Source organism: Spiroplasma chrysopicola DF-1, from assembly GCF_000400935.1.
GTDB lineage: Bacteria > Bacillota_I > Bacilli_A > Mycoplasmatales > Mycoplasmataceae > Spiroplasma > Spiroplasma chrysopicola.
Map to the genome: position 1 here is coordinate 310,324 of NC_021280.1, position 17,029 is coordinate 327,352.

At 30.9% G+C, this 17,029-nt stretch carries 15 protein-coding genes; 12 read left to right on the forward strand and 3 right to left on the reverse strand.

Translation table 4 applies throughout. The features are described 5' to 3' along the window. The first annotated feature begins 6 nt into the window (after positions 1–6). From SCHRY_RS01450 to SCHRY_RS01460, 3 genes are read left to right on the forward strand one after another with little or no spacing between them, the layout of a single operon-like run. Complete coding sequence (locus SCHRY_RS01450; protein ID WP_016338697.1) at positions 7–1,485, forward strand: AAA family ATPase; 1,479 nt, start codon at positions 7–9, stop codon at positions 1,483–1,485. A gap of 25 nt (positions 1,486–1,510) precedes the next feature. Further along, positions 1,511–3,055 (forward strand): vWA domain-containing protein, encoded by a 1,545-nt coding sequence (locus SCHRY_RS01455; protein ID WP_016338698.1) that lies wholly within the window; start codon positions 1,511–1,513, stop codon positions 3,053–3,055. Positions 3,056–3,058: 3 nt separating this feature from the next. Continuing rightward, entirely contained in the window at positions 3,059–3,568 is a 510-nt protein-coding gene (locus SCHRY_RS01460) for a dUTP diphosphatase (RefSeq protein WP_016338699.1), read from the forward strand. Positions 3,569–3,610: 42 nt separating this feature from the next. On the opposite strand, the gene SCHRY_RS01465 is transcribed toward SCHRY_RS01460, so the two are convergent. Further along, entirely contained in the window at positions 3,611–3,856 is a 246-nt protein-coding gene (locus tag SCHRY_RS01465; protein ID WP_016338700.1) for a ferredoxin, read from the reverse strand. A 99-nt stretch (positions 3,857–3,955) separates the two neighbouring features. Here SCHRY_RS01465 and SCHRY_RS01470 point away from each other — a divergent pair, with 99 nt between their 5' ends. From SCHRY_RS01470 to SCHRY_RS01510, 9 genes are all read left to right on the forward strand, one after another. Further along, positions 3,956–4,657, forward strand: a complete 702-nt coding sequence (locus SCHRY_RS01470; protein WP_016338701.1) for a hypothetical protein — start codon at positions 3,956–3,958, stop codon at positions 4,655–4,657. A 15-nt stretch (positions 4,658–4,672) separates the two neighbouring features. Beyond that, the gene (cmk, locus tag SCHRY_RS01475; RefSeq protein WP_016338702.1) at positions 4,673–5,335 is read left to right on the forward strand and encodes a (d)CMP kinase; all 663 of its coding nucleotides are present in this window, start codon (positions 4,673–4,675) and stop codon (positions 5,333–5,335) included. After that, positions 5,336–6,652 (forward strand): ribosome biogenesis GTPase Der, encoded by a 1,317-nt coding sequence (gene der / locus SCHRY_RS01480; protein WP_016338703.1) that lies wholly within the window; start codon positions 5,336–5,338, stop codon positions 6,650–6,652. 17 nt (positions 6,653–6,669) lie between these two features. Next, on the forward strand, positions 6,670–7,677 hold the full coding sequence (locus tag SCHRY_RS01485) for an NAD(P)H-dependent glycerol-3-phosphate dehydrogenase (protein ID WP_016338704.1): 1,008 nt from the start codon (positions 6,670–6,672) through the stop codon (positions 7,675–7,677). 26 nt (positions 7,678–7,703) lie between these two features. Beyond that, positions 7,704–9,275, forward strand: coding sequence for an APC family permease (locus SCHRY_RS01490; protein WP_016338705.1), 1,572 nt, complete (start codon positions 7,704–7,706; stop codon positions 9,273–9,275). Positions 9,276–9,381: 106 nt separating this feature from the next. Then, entirely contained in the window at positions 9,382–10,152 is a 771-nt protein-coding gene (locus SCHRY_RS01495) for a hypothetical protein (protein ID WP_016338706.1), read from the forward strand. Positions 10,153–10,215: 63 nt separating this feature from the next. Beyond that, positions 10,216–11,034 (forward strand): Cof-type HAD-IIB family hydrolase, encoded by an 819-nt coding sequence (locus SCHRY_RS01500; protein ID WP_016338707.1) that lies wholly within the window; start codon positions 10,216–10,218, stop codon positions 11,032–11,034. A gap of 50 nt (positions 11,035–11,084) precedes the next feature. After that, the gene (gene gpmI / locus SCHRY_RS01505) at positions 11,085–12,662 is read left to right on the forward strand and encodes a 2,3-bisphosphoglycerate-independent phosphoglycerate mutase (protein ID WP_016338708.1); all 1,578 of its coding nucleotides are present in this window, start codon (positions 11,085–11,087) and stop codon (positions 12,660–12,662) included. A gap of 116 nt (positions 12,663–12,778) precedes the next feature. Then, entirely contained in the window at positions 12,779–13,720 is a 942-nt protein-coding gene (locus SCHRY_RS01510) for a CPBP family intramembrane glutamic endopeptidase (protein WP_016338709.1), read from the forward strand. A gap of 17 nt (positions 13,721–13,737) precedes the next feature. Here SCHRY_RS01510 and SCHRY_RS01515 read toward each other — a convergent pair whose 3' ends face one another. Together SCHRY_RS01515 and rnjA are read right to left on the reverse strand one after the other, a co-directional pair. Further along, entirely contained in the window at positions 13,738–15,129 is a 1,392-nt protein-coding gene (locus tag SCHRY_RS01515; protein WP_016338710.1) for an alanine--tRNA ligase-related protein, read from the reverse strand. 105 nt (positions 15,130–15,234) lie between these two features. Then, positions 15,235–16,992 carry a ribonuclease J1 gene (gene rnjA, locus SCHRY_RS01520; protein WP_016338711.1) on the reverse strand — a complete coding sequence of 586 codons (1,758 nt, stop codon included), beginning with the start codon at positions 16,990–16,992 and terminating at the stop codon, positions 15,235–15,237. Between the last annotated feature and the right edge of the window lie 37 nt (positions 16,993–17,029).

Here is a 17,029-nt window from a genome sequence, read left to right on the forward strand (position 1 = left end):
GATAAAATGAAATTGACAGAACGGTTAGAAAATCTACTACAACAGTTACAGAAAGATGTCTATGAAAAAGATGAAATTTTTCGTTTAGCATTATTAGCAATGTTAAGTGGAGAATCAATTTTTTTATTAGGAAAACCAGGGATTGCGAAGTCTTTAGTGGCACGACGCTTAAAATTTGCTTTTAAAAATGGAACCATTTTTGAATATTTAATGAACCGTTTTTCAACCCCAGAAGAAATTTTTGGGCCAATTTCAATTGAAGATTTACAACGCGGAGTTTATAGACGATTAATTGATAGATATCTGCCAACAGCGGAAATTGTTTTTTTAGATGAAATTTGAAAAGCTGGGCCATCAATCCAAAATACCTTGTTAACTATTATTAATGAAAAGATTTTCCGTAATGCTGGGGTTGATATGAAAGTACCAATGAAACTATTAATTTCAGCATCAAACGAATTACCAGCCGAAGGTCAGGGATTAGAAACCTTATATGACCGTTTTATTATTCGTTACATTGCCCATGGGCTAGAAGATACTGATAATTTTAACCATATGTTAGCTGGGGTAACGGATTTAGATGTTGAAGTTGATGAAGCTTTACAAATTAAACATGACGAATATGATATATGACGAACAGAAATTAATAAAGTTCAATTTAGTCAAGCAACCTTTGATTTTATTGCCCGTTTCCGAAAAGCAATGTATTTAGCAACAGAAGGAACATATTACATTTCAGATCGTCGATGAAAAAAGATTGCGCAATTAATGAAAGCATCAGCCTATTATAATGGTCGTAGTGTTGTTGATAAACCTGATTGAGTTGTTATCCCATACTGTATTTGAGATGATGAACAACAAGAAGAAGCATATAATGCGATTTTTAATGAGTTTTATTTAGATGCTTTAACATTTGACGTCCGGGATAAAAAGAATCGCTTAAACCGCGAGTTAGAAGAATTATCACAACAATATGATAATTTACAAGAAGCAATTAGTAATAAAAGTGAATATTATGATGTTTTTGATGGTAAACTGCAAGGAACTTTCCACCGGATTTTATGAAAAGATGTTACAAAACCAATTTGCTTTATTCGTGTTGAGGATTTAATTGACGCACGCCAAAATAAAGGACAAGCAACAATTGTTGAATTTTACTATGGGGAAGACTTAGATAATATGCAAGATGTTTTACAAACGGAAGTATCTTATGTTAATGATCGCACCTTAAAAATTTTAAAAACTGAGGAAAATGTCACAGTTGAAGTTAAAAACTTAAAAGTAGATGAATCAGTTAGCCAATTGGAAAACCGAATTTTAACAGTTGAGCAAGAAATTAACCGCTTAGGAACAGCGTTCCCCGATGAAAAAGAACGCTTGTTATCGTTAAGTTGCATATTCTTTAATAATCGTTATTATTTAGCAGTCAATAATGCTTTTAGTGATGAAAACTTGAGTTTTATTAATGAAGAACAAGGTCATTAAGCCCAGTTACTAAAGGGGAGTTAACATGCAAAATTATTTAGAACATAAAACAATGGAAAAATTGGCGAAAAAACTTGATGATTTAAAGCAAGAGGATTTAAAAAATCCAACAATTGTTTTAAAAACTAAATCAAATCGTTGATTAGCTGATTTATATAATGATTCTGTCAATAATTTTTATGATAAAGAATTAGAAAATGAGTTAGCAAAAATTCCTTTACCCCCAACGATGGAAAAAGAAATTTATCTTTTTAATTGAATTAAAGTTAATGGTTATGAAGGATTAAAACAAAACTATCCTAAAACACAAGATTTTTTATTCAAGGTTAATTCACCATTTTATGATCGCCTAAATTTTTATCGTTATGAATTTAATAAAGAAAATAGTAACCCAAAGTTATTATTTCGTGATTTTATTAGTACGTGAGAAAATATCTTAATTAAGCGTTTAATTGATTATCGCTTTGCTAAAATTGAAGAAATCCGGACAAAGTTTTCCCAGCAATTATATAATCGCCTGGAAATCATGAACAAATCAAATAAATTATTAAAAACAACTTGAAATTTCTTTGGTAAATTATGAGACCCCGAAAGAATTTTAAAAAAAGGGGTTGATATGGCGGCAATTGAGAAGTTTGCGCTCTTTTTAGAAACTAATCCCGCAATTATGGAAATTGCGACTTTATTAGGACGCTACCAAGGGGAAAGCAAGTTAATTGAGGAACGAATTCTTGACCAAATTGTAATGGATTTTGAATGACAACCAATTGGTTCATCCCCAGAAGAAATAATTGGGGCGACAGAATCAAAAGATTTAGAACACTTATTCCCCGCTGAATTAGTCTTTTTACGTGATCCGGTCTTAAAATATATTTTTTACAAAAAATTTATTGAGGGAAAATTAACAACATTTGAATTTATTTCCCAAGATCAAGTCCCAATTGAACAAATCAAGTTAGAAACGGTTAAAACCCGTGTTCCCGAAGAAAAGGGGCCAATTATTTTATCAATTGACACTTCTTCATCAATGCAAGGAAGCCCTGAACAAATTGCTAAAGCATTAGCTTTAGCAATTGTTAAAATAGCGGGTCAAGATAAAAGGCCATGTTATATGATTAATTTCTCAAAGTCAATTGATGCCTATGATTTATCGCATTTAAAAAACTCAATTTCCGACTTAGTTGAATTTTTGGCGAAAAGCTTTAAGAGCGATACTGATTTAGACCCCGCTCTTATTCATGCTTTGGATGTCATGGAAACCAATCAATATTTTAACGCTGATTTACTAGTTATTAGTGATTTTATGACAGGTGAATTATCTGAACAAGTTGCCGCTAAAGTGGAGCAATTAAAACAAAGGCGTAATCGTTTCCACGCGATTCTAATTGGAACAAATAGTAATGAAAATGCTGCTGAAATTTTTAATAATGCCTGAGTTTATGATCCCCGCGATCCGTTTGCTTCCGAACGGATTTTAGCGGCGTTAACGGATGAAGTAAGTGAACATTATAATAATGTTCCTGGAGCAAAAGAAGTATTGGTGCAGATTCGCACCGGAAAGGATTTTTAACAAATGATTAAATTAGAGAACTTAATGTTTTTAGCAACAAATCAACATAAATTAGATAATTATATTTTAGAAAAGTATCAATTAACTGCGCAAGCGACATTTCAAAAAAGATTATTGGCTTTTTTAATTGAATTAGGAGAGTTTATTAATGAACAACGCGAATTTAAATACTGAAGTAAAAAACCATCTTCAGAAAAAACAGTCTTATTAGAAGAATTTATTGATGGTATCCACTTTTTAATAAGTTTGGGTAATACCTTACAAGTCCAGTATCATAAGTATCACTATCAAGGGTTAAAACCCAACAAGGAAGTTAGTTTAATCGATTTATATTTAAACTGTTTTGTTGTTTTTCCAAAATTGGTTAAAAAACCAACCGAAGCCAATTATTTTAAAGTTTTGACAAGTTATTTCCAAATTGCTGAAAAATTAGATTTTAGCGAAGAAGAAATTTTAGCAACTTATATTACTAAAAATAAAACGAATTTTGATCGTCAAGATAATAATTACTAAATTTAGTAATAAAAAAGTTTAGAAATAAGATTCTAAACTTTTTTATTGATCATCAGCACTACTTTTTCGATTTTCTTTAAATTCTTCTAATGTTTTAATAAAAATTGCGGCAGTTGGACAAACCATTTGTGCTTCAACAATTTCTAAATCATTATCTTTGGTATTTGCAAAACCATCGTCGTCCATAAAAAAAGTCTCACTATCATCAATCATTACACAACTACCACAAGCAATACATAAATCGGTATTAACATATGTTCTTTTTTTTGAAATATTACGCTCTGCCATTTTTTTCACCTCAATTATTTTTATTGTATATAAATAATATCAAAAATATTGAGAATAATATATAATTTTAATGTAGTTTAAAAGGTGAGGGGTATTTTAGTGGAAACAAGAATTGAAAAATTTTATCAATTACGGGAACGAATCAAAAAAGAAATTGAATTAGATCAAGAAATTAATCAAGCTAATCAAGTTATTACAAATTATATGAATAAATTAAATTTAATTGATAATAGTTTTTTTGTTAATGTTAAATCAGCTTTTGAACAAGAATTTAATTGAGAAAAAGTTTATCTTGATAAAAATCCCGATGAACAACCATACCCACCAAATTTTAAGTATGATTTACAGAACTTATTAGAACAAGTGCAAAGGGCAACAAATATTAATGCAACAATTAAACCAGCTGTTAATCAAGAAGCAACAGATGTTATGCATAATATTTTAATTTCAGAAACATTATTAAATAAGCCAACATTTCAAAAATATCAAGCAATTTTAGAAGCAATTTTAGAAGATAAAATTGTTTATCGTAGTTCATTAGAGCAAATTCGCCAAGAAAATAGTACTTTTAAAATTAATTCATCAAATATTGATTTTGCTGTTGTAGCGCAAATGCGTAAAAATGACGAACGACCAGTTAATATAATGCTAAAAGATGTTAATAACATCATTGAAGAAAAACATAATGTCTTATTAACAGCATATCGGAAAGTAAAGCCAAAATATAAAATTTTGTTAGGAACAATTTGTAGTTTAATTGTTTTATTAGCAATAATTTTGGGATTATTTTTTCTATTGTAGGGGGGAAACAAAATAATGAAAATAAATATTGCGATTGATGGACCAGCAGGAAGTGGTAAATCAACAGTTGCTGAAAAATTAGCGGAAAAATTAGGTTATCAATTTGTTGATACCGGTTTAACATATCGTGGTTTTACTTATTGATGTTTAAAAAACCAGATTAATTTTGCAGATCAAACAGCTATTAAAAGCCAATTAGTAACATTTAAATATCAAGTTGTTGGTGCTAATGTTTTTGTTAATGATGAAGATGTTACAAATAAATTACAAAAGACAGATATTATTGATAATATTAATAAAATAACCGGCCTTGACTTTGTGCGTGAAGCGATGGTAAAGTTACAACAATCTTTAAGTAATGATAAGGGTGTTGTAATGGTTGGTCGTGATACAACAACTGTTGTCTTGCCAACGGCCGATGTTAAAATTTATTTAACAGCTAATTTAAAAGTTCGGGCTGAACGACGATGAAAACAAAATGCAGCTAATGGAATTAGTCCCAATGATTTAAGTGACATCCAAGAAAAATTAAGATTACGGGATTATGCTGATGAAAATCGTGCGGTTGGACCATTACAAATTGCTCCTGATGCAATTGTGATTGATAGTTCTGTTCAAACAATTGACCAAGCGGTAACAGCAATTTATAATTTAGTTATTAAGAAAGTAGGAAATTAAATGGCGCGAAAAGGAACTGTAGCAATTGTAGGACGACCAAATGTTGGTAAATCAACTTTATTTAATCGAATTATTCGCGAACGCCTCTCAATTGTTGAGGATACCCCAGGGGTAACTCGGGATCGAATTTATTCATATTCAGAATGATTAACAAGAGAATTTTTAATAATTGATACCGGTGGAATTACCTTAGATCATAAAGCCCCTTTTGCGCAACAAATTAAAGTTCAAGCTGAAATTGCGATTGAAGAAGCAGATGTGATCATTTTTGTTGTTTCTTATAAAGATGGGATAATTTCTGATGATCAAATGATTGCAAAATTACTTTATAAAAGTAAAAAACCAATCATTTTAGCTGTTAATAAGTATGATAAACAAGAAAAAGATAGTGAACTATATGAATATATGACCTTAGGTTTTGGTGAACCAATCCCTGTTTCAGCCGCTCATGGAATTGGTGTTGGGGATTTATTAGATGAAGTAATTTCTTATTTAGATGCAATTCCTGTTGTTGAAAAACCACCGGGAATTAATTTTTCTTTAATTGGCCGTCCAAATGCGGGAAAATCATCCTTGGTTAATGCTATTTTAGGAGAAGAACGAGTAATTGTTTCTCCAATTGCCGGAACAACCACTGATTCAATTGATACTTCTTTTACCCGTAATCATGAAAAATATACTGTGATTGATACTGCGGGAATTCGCCGTCGGGGAAAAGTGTATGAAAAGTTGGAAAAATATAGTGTCTTAAGAGCTGTTAATGCGATTGAACGTAGTGATGTTGTCTTAGTCATTATTGATGGGACCGTTCCAATTACTGATCAAGATACGAATATTGCTGGTTTGGCGTTTGAACAAAATAAACCAATTATTTTAGTTGTAAATAAATGGGATGCAATTGTTGATAAAGAAACACAAACGATGAACCAAATTGAAAAACACATCAGGGGTTATTTTAAATATCTAAGCTATGCCAAAATGGTTTTTGTTTCAGCGTTAGAAAAGAAACGTTTAAACCAATTATTTGATACAATTAAAACAGTCTATGAAGGCTTAAAAATTCGGGTTAAGACAAGTGTTTTAAATGAGATTTTAGTTAAAGCCCAGTTATTAAATCCTCCGCCAGATTTTAATGGAGGGCGTTTAAAGATCTATTATGCTACCCAGCCGGTTGGAACAATCCCAACATTTATTATGTTTTGTAACGAACCAAAGTATCTTCATTTTTCATATAAACGTTTTATTGAAAACCAAATTCGGGAACACTTTGGCTTTGAAGGAATACCAATTAAAATTCTATTTAGAAAAAGAAAATAAAGAATTGAGGAAAAAATATGTTTAAAAATGAATCAAAAAATATTACTATCATTGGAACAGGAGCTTATGGGACAGTTTTGGCCAATGTCTTAACAGATAATGATCATCATGTGACAATGTTTGGAATTGAAGAAGAACAAGTCAACGATATTAATAATAACCACTTAAATAGTCGTTTCTTTCGTGATTTAAAAATTAATGCAACTATTAAAGCAACAACTAGTTTTACTGAGGCAGTTGCAAGTGCTGATTATATTATTTTAGGGATTCCTGTTATTGCTATTAAAACAATTATTGCCAAAATCAATGAAGTTGTTAAACATCCAGTTGTAATTATTAATGTTGCAAAAGGGTTAGATTGAGACACCCATGAAGTATTATCAGTTGAAGTTAATCGCACCATCAATCCAAAAATTATGCGTGCGTATGCTGGGCTATATGGTCCAAGTATTGCCCAAGAAGTGTTAGAACGAAAACCAACTTGTATGATGGCTGTTTCAGAAGATTTAGCCGTTGCTAAAGAAGTTCGTGATTTATTTCGAAATGAATACTTTATTGTTTTTGCCGATAATGATGTAGTTGGAGCTGAATATGGGGTAGCTTTAAAAAACTCGGTTGCAATTGCCGCCGGAATGGCAGCAGGTCTTTATGCTTCAGATAATGCCAAAGCCTCATTAATTACAATGGGTTTAAATGAAACAAAAATCTTTGCCAGTCAAAAGAAAGTTAAAATTGAAACATTTATTAATTTTGCTGGTTTAGCTGACTTAATTTTAACAGCTACTTCGGCAAAATCACGGAATTTTAATTTAGGATGAGAAATCGCACAAAGTGATGATGCAAAAACAGTTTTAGAAGGGCATTCAACAACAGTTGAAGGAGTATTAACTTGTAAAACTGTTGTTCATAGTGCGCGAGAAAACAATCTTTATTTACCATTATTTGAAGCTCTTTACGCAATTTTATTTAATAATAAAAAACCAAGTACCGTTATTAATAGTATTTTTGCTCAGGCAATTATTTAAATTTAAAACAGAAAAGGAGTTAAGAAATGCATAAAACAACTGCAAAAAAATATGGATTCTTTATGTGTCTATCAATGGCAATTGGAACAATTATTGGGACCGGAATTTTCTTTAAAAATGAAGCTGTTTATGGATTCACAAATGGGAATGGGATCTTAGGATTAATTGCTTGACTGATTGGGGGAATTATGGCCGTTTCATTTGGTCTATCATTCATGGAAATTTCTTCAGCTAAGCAAGATTCAAATTCAGGAGTTTCTTTATACGCTAAAATTTTTGGGGGAAAAAGATTTGGCCATGTTGTCCGTAGTGCAATGAACCATGTTTATTTACCGATTACAGCAGCTGTAATTGCTTATTATACAACAAAAGCATCAATTTGAGCTTTTGGTGGGGGCTTAGTGGCCGAAGAAATTTTCAAAGCAAAAGTTGGTGGACACTTAAACTATGAATTAATTTTAGCAACGTTTTCAATTTTATATAGTTTATTATTGGTATATATTTGCTCTTACCAAGAAAAAGTTGGTAAATGGATTCAAATTGTTACTGTGATTTTAAAAGTTTTTCCTTTAATTATTATTGGACTAATTGGATTATTTTTTATTAATAATGACCCAAATGCTTTTAGCGAAAGTGGGTTAGGTGATCAGAGTAAATACCCATTGGTTGCTGGGAAGAGTGGCTTTGAAATGATTTTAATGGCAATGCCTGGCATTCTTTTTGCTTTTGATGGGTTCTTAGCAACGACATATATTCAAAAAGATGTTGTTAAACCGGAAAAAAATATTCCCTTAGCGCTTGTTGTTGGTTTAACAGCCGTGACAGTTTTGTACTTATTAGTATCAATTGGAACTCTGAATTTAGATGCTAGTGGCAGTGTTGCGGCAGCGGCCGGAAAAATCTTTAATAGTCCCTTAGCAAATAAAATCTTTGAACGAATTATTTTCTTCTTTATTTTTATTAGTGCCTTTGGAGCCTTAAATGGTTATCATTTTTCATTAACTAAATTAAGCCGTTCTTCAATTGAAGATAATTTTGGTTTTTTTGGGAAAAAAGCTAATAAGTTGGCAACAAAAACTAGTTTTGAACGGGCAACATTCCTTTATGCAATGGTAATAACATTATTTTGAGCAATTGTGATGGCAGTTCCAACAATTTTTACTGATTTAGATTTTTATGGCTTTATTAGTGACGCCGGAGTTGTGTTAGCCTTTTTAATGTATGGATCCATTATTGGTTTAGGATTATATAATCGCTATACAAAAAAAGTTAGTTCCCACCAGTATTGGTATTTTATTCCTACGGCAATTATCAGTACAATTTGTATTGCCTTTATTATGGGTTACAATATTTATTCTTACTTTTTAAACGCAATTGAAACTGGCGCTAGTGCTGGGCCAATTATTCGAATTAGTTTATTATTATTTATTTTAATTTGTCCGTGAAGTGGGTGATGAATGAATGAAGGTTTATCTTCAGTTATCATACCTATTACTAAAATAGAAAATAATACCACAGCTGTGCAAAAGACTGGTAGTGTTAATGATCAAGGTGAAGAGTCAACTGACAAACAACAAAGAATAAAACAACGAAAATAAAAATTGAGCAAAACCTCAATTTTTATTTTGTCAAACCTAAGGATTTAAAGGGACCCTAAAATGTGGTATAATATAATTGTAATTAAACAAAGGGGCAATATTAAAGATGGACAGAAACAATAGACGACAAAACAATAATTTTGATGGTAGTGATTGAGATGCTTTTACTTCTAATAATCAATACCGTGGTAATGGTTATTACCGATCACGCCAAAATCCTAACCGACCAAATAATCCCAATTTTGCAAACCAGCAACGTCAACCGAGAAATAATAATCAACCATTCCCAGGATCAGGACCAGGACAAGATTATTTGCAAACTTGCATGTGCAAAAATTGTACAACAAAACGTCATCCAGTAATTAAAACGTTTGTTATTATTTTTGTGATTTTAGCAATTTTGGGAGGAGTCGCAGGAGCGTTATACGCTTATTCTCCTAAAATTCGCGATTGAATAGTTAACAATATTAAATTACCAGTTAATTCATCATATAAGATGATGAGTGCAGATACATTTCAAAATAATCCACTAGTAGTTAAAGAAGGGATTAGTAAAGAAGGCCAAACTGAATGAAAAACTTTTGCTTACGGTCAACTAACAGTTTTTTATCAAACAGCAATTAAACAGCAGTTAGTTGAAAAATATAATGCCGCACCAAGTGATGTTGAAAAGTCATTTAGTTTATTATCATTAGGATTATTAGATCAACAACAAAACTGGACGGAATTACCTAATTTTGAGAGTCTAGAAGAAAGTAAATTAGCAAATGATGACGAAATTAAAGGAACAATGGTTGTTAAATTATCTAAGAGCGCTGAACAAAATATTGATAGTGATAAATATATTAAAATTTCTGCTGATATTGAGATTAAATAACAGCTTTTTTTAAGTTCTAATAACTTAGAATATTAATAAATAAAATAGAAAGAGAAAATATTAATGAATAAAATCGAATTAGTGGCGTTAGATATGGATGGTACAGCTTGTGTATTTCAAGAAGGGGTTTTAACTGAGAATATTGACCCAATTATTGCAACTCAAGCAAAAGGGGTTAAGGTTGTCTTTGCAACGGGCCGTCCAATTTTAACTTCGTTACAAGAAGCCTTAAAAGTAAAAATGGATTATTATCACCAATATTTTATTGGCTTTAATGGGGCTTGTATTTATGATATTAAAAATAATCAAATTGTTCATGAACAAACAATCCCATCAGCAACATTGGAAGTAATTTTTGCTTTAGCAGCAAAGCATCAAATTAAAATTTGATGCTATACAAATGATTTGACAAAAGTAATTGTTAACTTTGATCCAATTTTAGAAGCAAATACCGAATGTGTTTTTTTTAATGGTGAATTTGAACAATATAATCCCAATAATGCTCTTATTAGTGAAGATGGTTATAAATGTTTAGGATTTGATTTAACAGATGATCATCCTTTTGTTGTTGCTTTAACTGAAGGACATAATATTGAAATTGCAATTGATAAAAATGGTGTTGCGGAAATTAATGCCCCAGGTATTAATAAATTATTAGGATTACGATGAGTAACAGAAGAATGAGGGATTGAGTTAGAAAATGTGATGGCAATGGGGGATAGTATGAATGACTATCATATGTTAAAAAATGTTGGGGTTGGAATTGCAATGGGTAATGCCCAAGATGCAGTTAAAGCAATTGCCAAAGAAGTAACAAGTGATGCCAAAGATGGTGGTGTAGCAAAAATGCTAAATAAATATATTTTAAATAGCGAAATTTAGGTATAATACTATCGTGTTATAAAATTTTTTGAAAGGAAAAAAAGTAGGTTATGAAGGTTAAACAACCAATTTTATTAGCAATTTTAGATGGGTGAGGAATTGCCCCAGATAGTGTTGGGAATGCGGTAACACAAGCGCATATGACAAATGTTTTAGGGTTAATGGAAAAATATCCATGAGTAAAAGCCCATGCGTCAGGGGAATGAGTCGGATTACCAGAGGGCCAAATGGGAAACTCAGAAGTTGGACATATTCACTTGGGTGCAGGAAGAATTAAATATGAATCATTAACTTTAATTAATAAAGCAATTAATGATGGGACATTTAATCAAAATGCGGAAATATTAGCAGCAATTAAGTTTGCGAAAGAAAATAATGGTGCTTTCCATATTATGGGACTATTTTCAGATGGTGGTGTGCATTCACACATTGACCATATTTTTGCAGCATATCGTTTAGCAGCCCAAGAAGGATTAACTGAGATTTATTTACATGCATTTGGTGATGGACGTGATACAAAACCAGAGTGTATTAAAGAATATCTTGAAAAATTTAAAGTGTTACAAGAACAATTAAAAGTTGGAGAAATTGCGACAATTGGTGGTCGTTATTATGCAATGGATCGTGATAAAAAATATGATCGTGTTCAAGTGGCATATGATGTTTTAGTATCCCATCAAGGAGCAACATTCACTGACCCAATTGCATATATTGATGCTGAATATGCGGCCGGGCGAAATGATGAATTTTTAATGCCTGGGTATAATGTTAATACTCCAACTGGTTATATTAAACCAGGGGATGGAGTTTTATTTGCTAATTTCCGCCCAGATCGAGCAATCGCAATTGCTTCAGCAATTACAAATCCTGCTTTTCCGGGGGGAGAAAGTGATAAATATTTTTTACCAAAAGTTGATAATATTTATTTTGTATCAATGATGAAATATGCTGACACAGTTACTTCACCTCATATTGCTTTTCAAGCAATTGAAGTTACTAATGGTTTAGGAGAATGATTAAGCAAAAAAGGATATCAACAATTACGAATTGCTGAAACTGAAAAAATTGCCCATGTGACATTCTTCTTTGATGGTGGGAAAGATTATTTTAAAAATGGTCTAGCAACCCCTGAAGAAATTACCCTTCCAGGGTCATCACTAGATTTAATTGCTTCACCAAAAGTAGCAACATATGATTTAATGCCAGAAATGTCAGCGTATGGGATTACTGATAAATTAATTGAAGAATTAAATAAAAAAGAATTTGATGTTATTATCTTAAACTTTGCTAACTGTGATATGGTTGGTCACACTGGTAATTTAGCAGCGGCAACAAAAGCAGTCAAAGTAGTTGATGAATGTTTAGGAAAAATTTATCAAGCAATTAAAGCAGTTGATGGAATTATGATTATTACTGCCGACCATGGTAACGCTGAGGTAATGTTGGACGAAGAAGGTGGCATAAATAAAAAGCATACTTCACAATTAGTACCAATTATTATTACAAAAGCTGATTTAAAACTTCGTCAAGGTGAAGTTGGGATTGCGAATGTTGCACCAACAATTCTTGATTTAATTGGAGAAGAAATTCCAGCGGAAATGACCCAGTCTTCATTAATTATTAAATAAAAAATAATAGTTATAACTATTATTTTTTTATTTTTTTAAAATAACTATTATTCTCAGTTTTTTCATTATATAATAGAGCAAAGTTTAATTAGAAAGCAAGTTAGGAGTTTTAAACGATGGATAATTATCAAAAAAGAGCATGATATCAAGTTAAACCAGGACTAGTTGATCAAGCATCACCATTTGATTTTAAATTAGTATCATTAAAATCAGTCGGATATATTTTTATTTTAACGGCAATTATTGGACCATTTCTTATTAATATTTTACTAAATTATTTATTTGATCATACCGCTACAGCAAATTTAGGAGCTTTAATTTTATCATGAATTATTTCTGGGGTTGGTTCATATTTTGTTTTCAGCCGGACAAATGATAAAATGTTTCGTTCAGGAGCGATAGCTTTTTATTTATTTTATTTTGTTCCGGCAATTGTTAGTTTGATCTTTTCTCTTATTATTGGTTCATTTTTAGCTAATTTAGCAACGGAAGTTAAAGGGTTAATTAATATTATTGTTGGAATGATTGGAAATGGGATTGCGATTGGGTTAACTTATTATTTTTGTCCGCAACTTTTTAAAAAAATAAAGTTAACTTTTAAAAAAGATTATCTAAGAGTATTGATAATTGTTCCAATTGCTATTATTGCAGCTTTTGCTTTGAATTATTTATTTGGATTTATACAAGGATTAATTACTGGGGGAACTTCAAATAATCAAGAATCATTAGTTAATGGAGTTGATAAATGATGGTATGCATTAGCATTAGCAATTTATACGATTTTATTAGCACCAGTAATTGAAGAATTTGCTTGTCGACATGGTATTTTTAGTTTAGTTGGTGATCGATGAGTTGCTCTAGCTTGCTCAACAATTTATTTTGCTGGAATGCATGTTAGTACAAGTGGGGATTGAGAACATATTATTGGTTATTTAGGAGGAGCATTAGCTTTAGGAAGTTTATTTATGATAACATGAGGGAATGTTACATATACAATTCTAACGCATGCCGGAATGAACTTAATTTCCTTTATTTTAATAGTTAATCATATTAATTAAAAAAAGCTAAGAAAATCTTAGCTTTTTTTAATTTCTAATAATAAGGTTTCCATAAAATGATCCAAATTATCTTGATAAGTAATGTTTAAAAAGAATGGTGTTCCTCCACCTGTTAAATTTAAAGCCGTTTTATTAGCTTGGAAATATTGGTTTAAATTAAAGTTAACACTGTTAACTTTTGTAAATGATATGTAAGCATATTTTAGGACTGGGTTATTAAAGTAAATTAGACTATTTTGATAATCTTGGAAAAACTTATTAAGTTTAATACGCATTAAATCAAGGGTTAAAATCTCATCATTGACAGTAAAACTAACTAAATTTAAGTTATTGCTAATTGGTTCAATAATTGGTTCAATTTCTAATTCATTTACTTTTTGGATTAGAAGTTTATTTTTTTCTTTACTAATTTCTGTTAATTCTTGCTCGATTATTTTAATCTTATTTTCTAGCGCAATTTTCTCAACAAAAGTAGTTGGGGTTGTTAAAACTGGTAATTGATAAGAAAATTGGGGATCAATTTTTTTGATTCGATCAAGGAGTTGTTGTAGTTCCATAATTTTATTGTTAGCTCAAGTGCTAAAGTAATGAACAGTTGCCACTTGATTTGTTGATGATTCCATTCGGACTTTCTTTTTATCAACTCAACAATCTCAAATTTCAAAATAACTAATTTCATTTAAATTATTAACATGTGTTCCCCCACATAAATCAATTGTTGCGGCCGGGAATTCAACCACCCGAACAATTGGGTCATATTCAAAACTAGGGTGCGCTAAATGCAATGCACGAGCTTCGGCAATTGGCATTTGGTGTTCAATTCGCGCGATATCATGATTAATAAAGGTTGTAATAATTTTATCGCGAGCTTGTAGTAAAACATCTAGTCAATTATCGGTTTTATTCATTGCTAGTAAAAATGATTCTTCTTTAATTAAGACAGAATCGGTTAATTCACCATCATTAACAAATTTTTCAATTGTATAAGATAAAATATGTTGAGCAGTATGATTTTTTGTTAAATTGTTGCGGCGAGTTGTATTAATTTCTTGTTCTAAAACATCATTAATTTTAATTGTCACAGTACCAGTATCAACTAAGTGAACATAAACTTTTTTAAAAATTTGTTTATTTAAATCATAAACTGGAATTAAATTAGTTCCTTGTTTTAAATACCCGGTATCTGAGATTTGTCCTCCCCCCAGAGCATAAAAAACAGTTTGATCGAAAATAATAAAACCAACTCCTGTTAATTCATTAATTACTTTGCCATCTTTGTTAAATAAGCCAATTACAGTTCCATGGTCACTTGTTTTAGTATAACCATTAAAGATTGTTACTGGGAAATTACCGTTATTTTGATCATTTTTCAGATTTTGCCATAAGGCATTAATTTTTGTGTTATCCATTATTGTCTCCTTTTTATTAAGTTAGTAATATTTATTATAGCATACCGGAATAAAAAAATAAAAGAAAGGTTTTTATGACACTTTCTTTTATTTTTAGCGATTTTTTTACTTTTTATTTAAAATAACAGGAATAATTAGGGGATTACGACGTTTATAACGGTAAATGAAAGGGGATAGGGATTGTTTAATCGCACTTTTTAAAGCCCCAAAAGTTGGTTTTTGGGTCTTAAGAACTTCATTAATAGCTTCTGTTGTTAAACGGATTGATTCATTAATAATATTCCCTGATTCTTTAACATAGAAACTACCTCGCGAAATAATTCTTGGGGGAGATAATAAACGATTGTTTTGTGAATCAATTGAAATAACAACAGCGATTAAACCATCTTTTGATAAAATTTCGCGATCACGTACAACCGCTGTTGTTTGCCCTGATAAGTCTTTTCCATCAACATAAATTGCTTCTGCTTCAATTCTTTTTCCAATTTTTGCTTCGCCATTTAACAATTCAATTTGATCACCATTTGCACAAATAAAGATATTTTCTTCTTTCATATTAACACTAACAGCTGTTTCTCCGTGTTGTTTTAACATTCGATAATCACCATGCATTGGCATAAAATATTTTGGTTTTAATAAGGTAAATAATAGTTTTTGTTCTTCTTGTGAGGCATGCCCAGAAGTATGAATTTGATTTAGAGGGCTATTTTCATGAACAATTGCTCCAGCCCGTACTAATTTATTGATTACCCGTTCCACATCAGCTTGATTTCCTGGAATTGGTGATGATGAGAAAATAACTGTATCACCAGGAATAATTGAAATATGTTGATGTTGATTATTAGCAATTCGTGATAAAGCAGCCATTGGTTCACCTTGACTACCAGTACAAATAATTAAGATTTCACTATCTTTATAGTTTTTTGCTTCATTTGCTTTAATAAAAGCTTTATCCGAAATTTTTAAATGTCCCATTTGACGAATAATTTTAATAATTCGGTCTAGACTACGTCCAAAAACAAGGATTTTACGACCATATTTATTGGCAATTTCAACAATGTGTTGAATTCGGTGCACATTTGAGGCAAAAGTGGATATAAGAATTCTTCCTTTTGCTTTAACAAATAATTCACCAATATTTTTAATAATTTTTGTTTCTGTTTGAGTATAACCTTCAACTTCGGCATTAGTACTATCTGCCATTAATAACATTACACCTTCTTGTCCCATATTTGCCATTCGTTCAATATCAGCACGGTGTCCTAATGGTGTTCAGTCAAATTTATAATCACCCGTTGAAACAATTCGTCCGTTAGGACTATTAACAGTTACTCCAAAAGCATCAGGGATACTATGGTTTACGGCAAAGAAATTAATTTTAAAGTTTTTTGTTTTAATAACACTCATATTATCAATTTCTTTAACAATGGTATTTTGTTCTAATTTTGCTTCTTTTAAACGATCACGAATTAACGCTGCTGCTAAGCGGGGGGCATAAATAATTGGAACGTTAACTTCACGTAATAAATATGGAATTCCTCCAATATGGTCTTCATGACCGTGGGTAATAAATAACGCTTTAATTTTTCGTTGATTTTCTTTTAAATAAGAATAATTTGGAATAACAGCGTCTACTCCTAACATTGTTGAACTAGGAAATTTAACCCCAGCATCAATCATAATTAATTCATCTTGGTGTTCAATACAATAAGTATTTTTTCCAATTTCTTCTAATCCTCCTAAGGCAAAAACCTTTGTTGGTTCTTGGTTTGGCATTGTAACTGTTTTCCCTTGTTGGTCTGTTGAATCATCGCTATTAGTTTGTATCGCAGGATTCTTTAAATTCATTTGTTCATTATTCATAATAAAAACCTCTCTATACTGACAAAATTTAAAATTT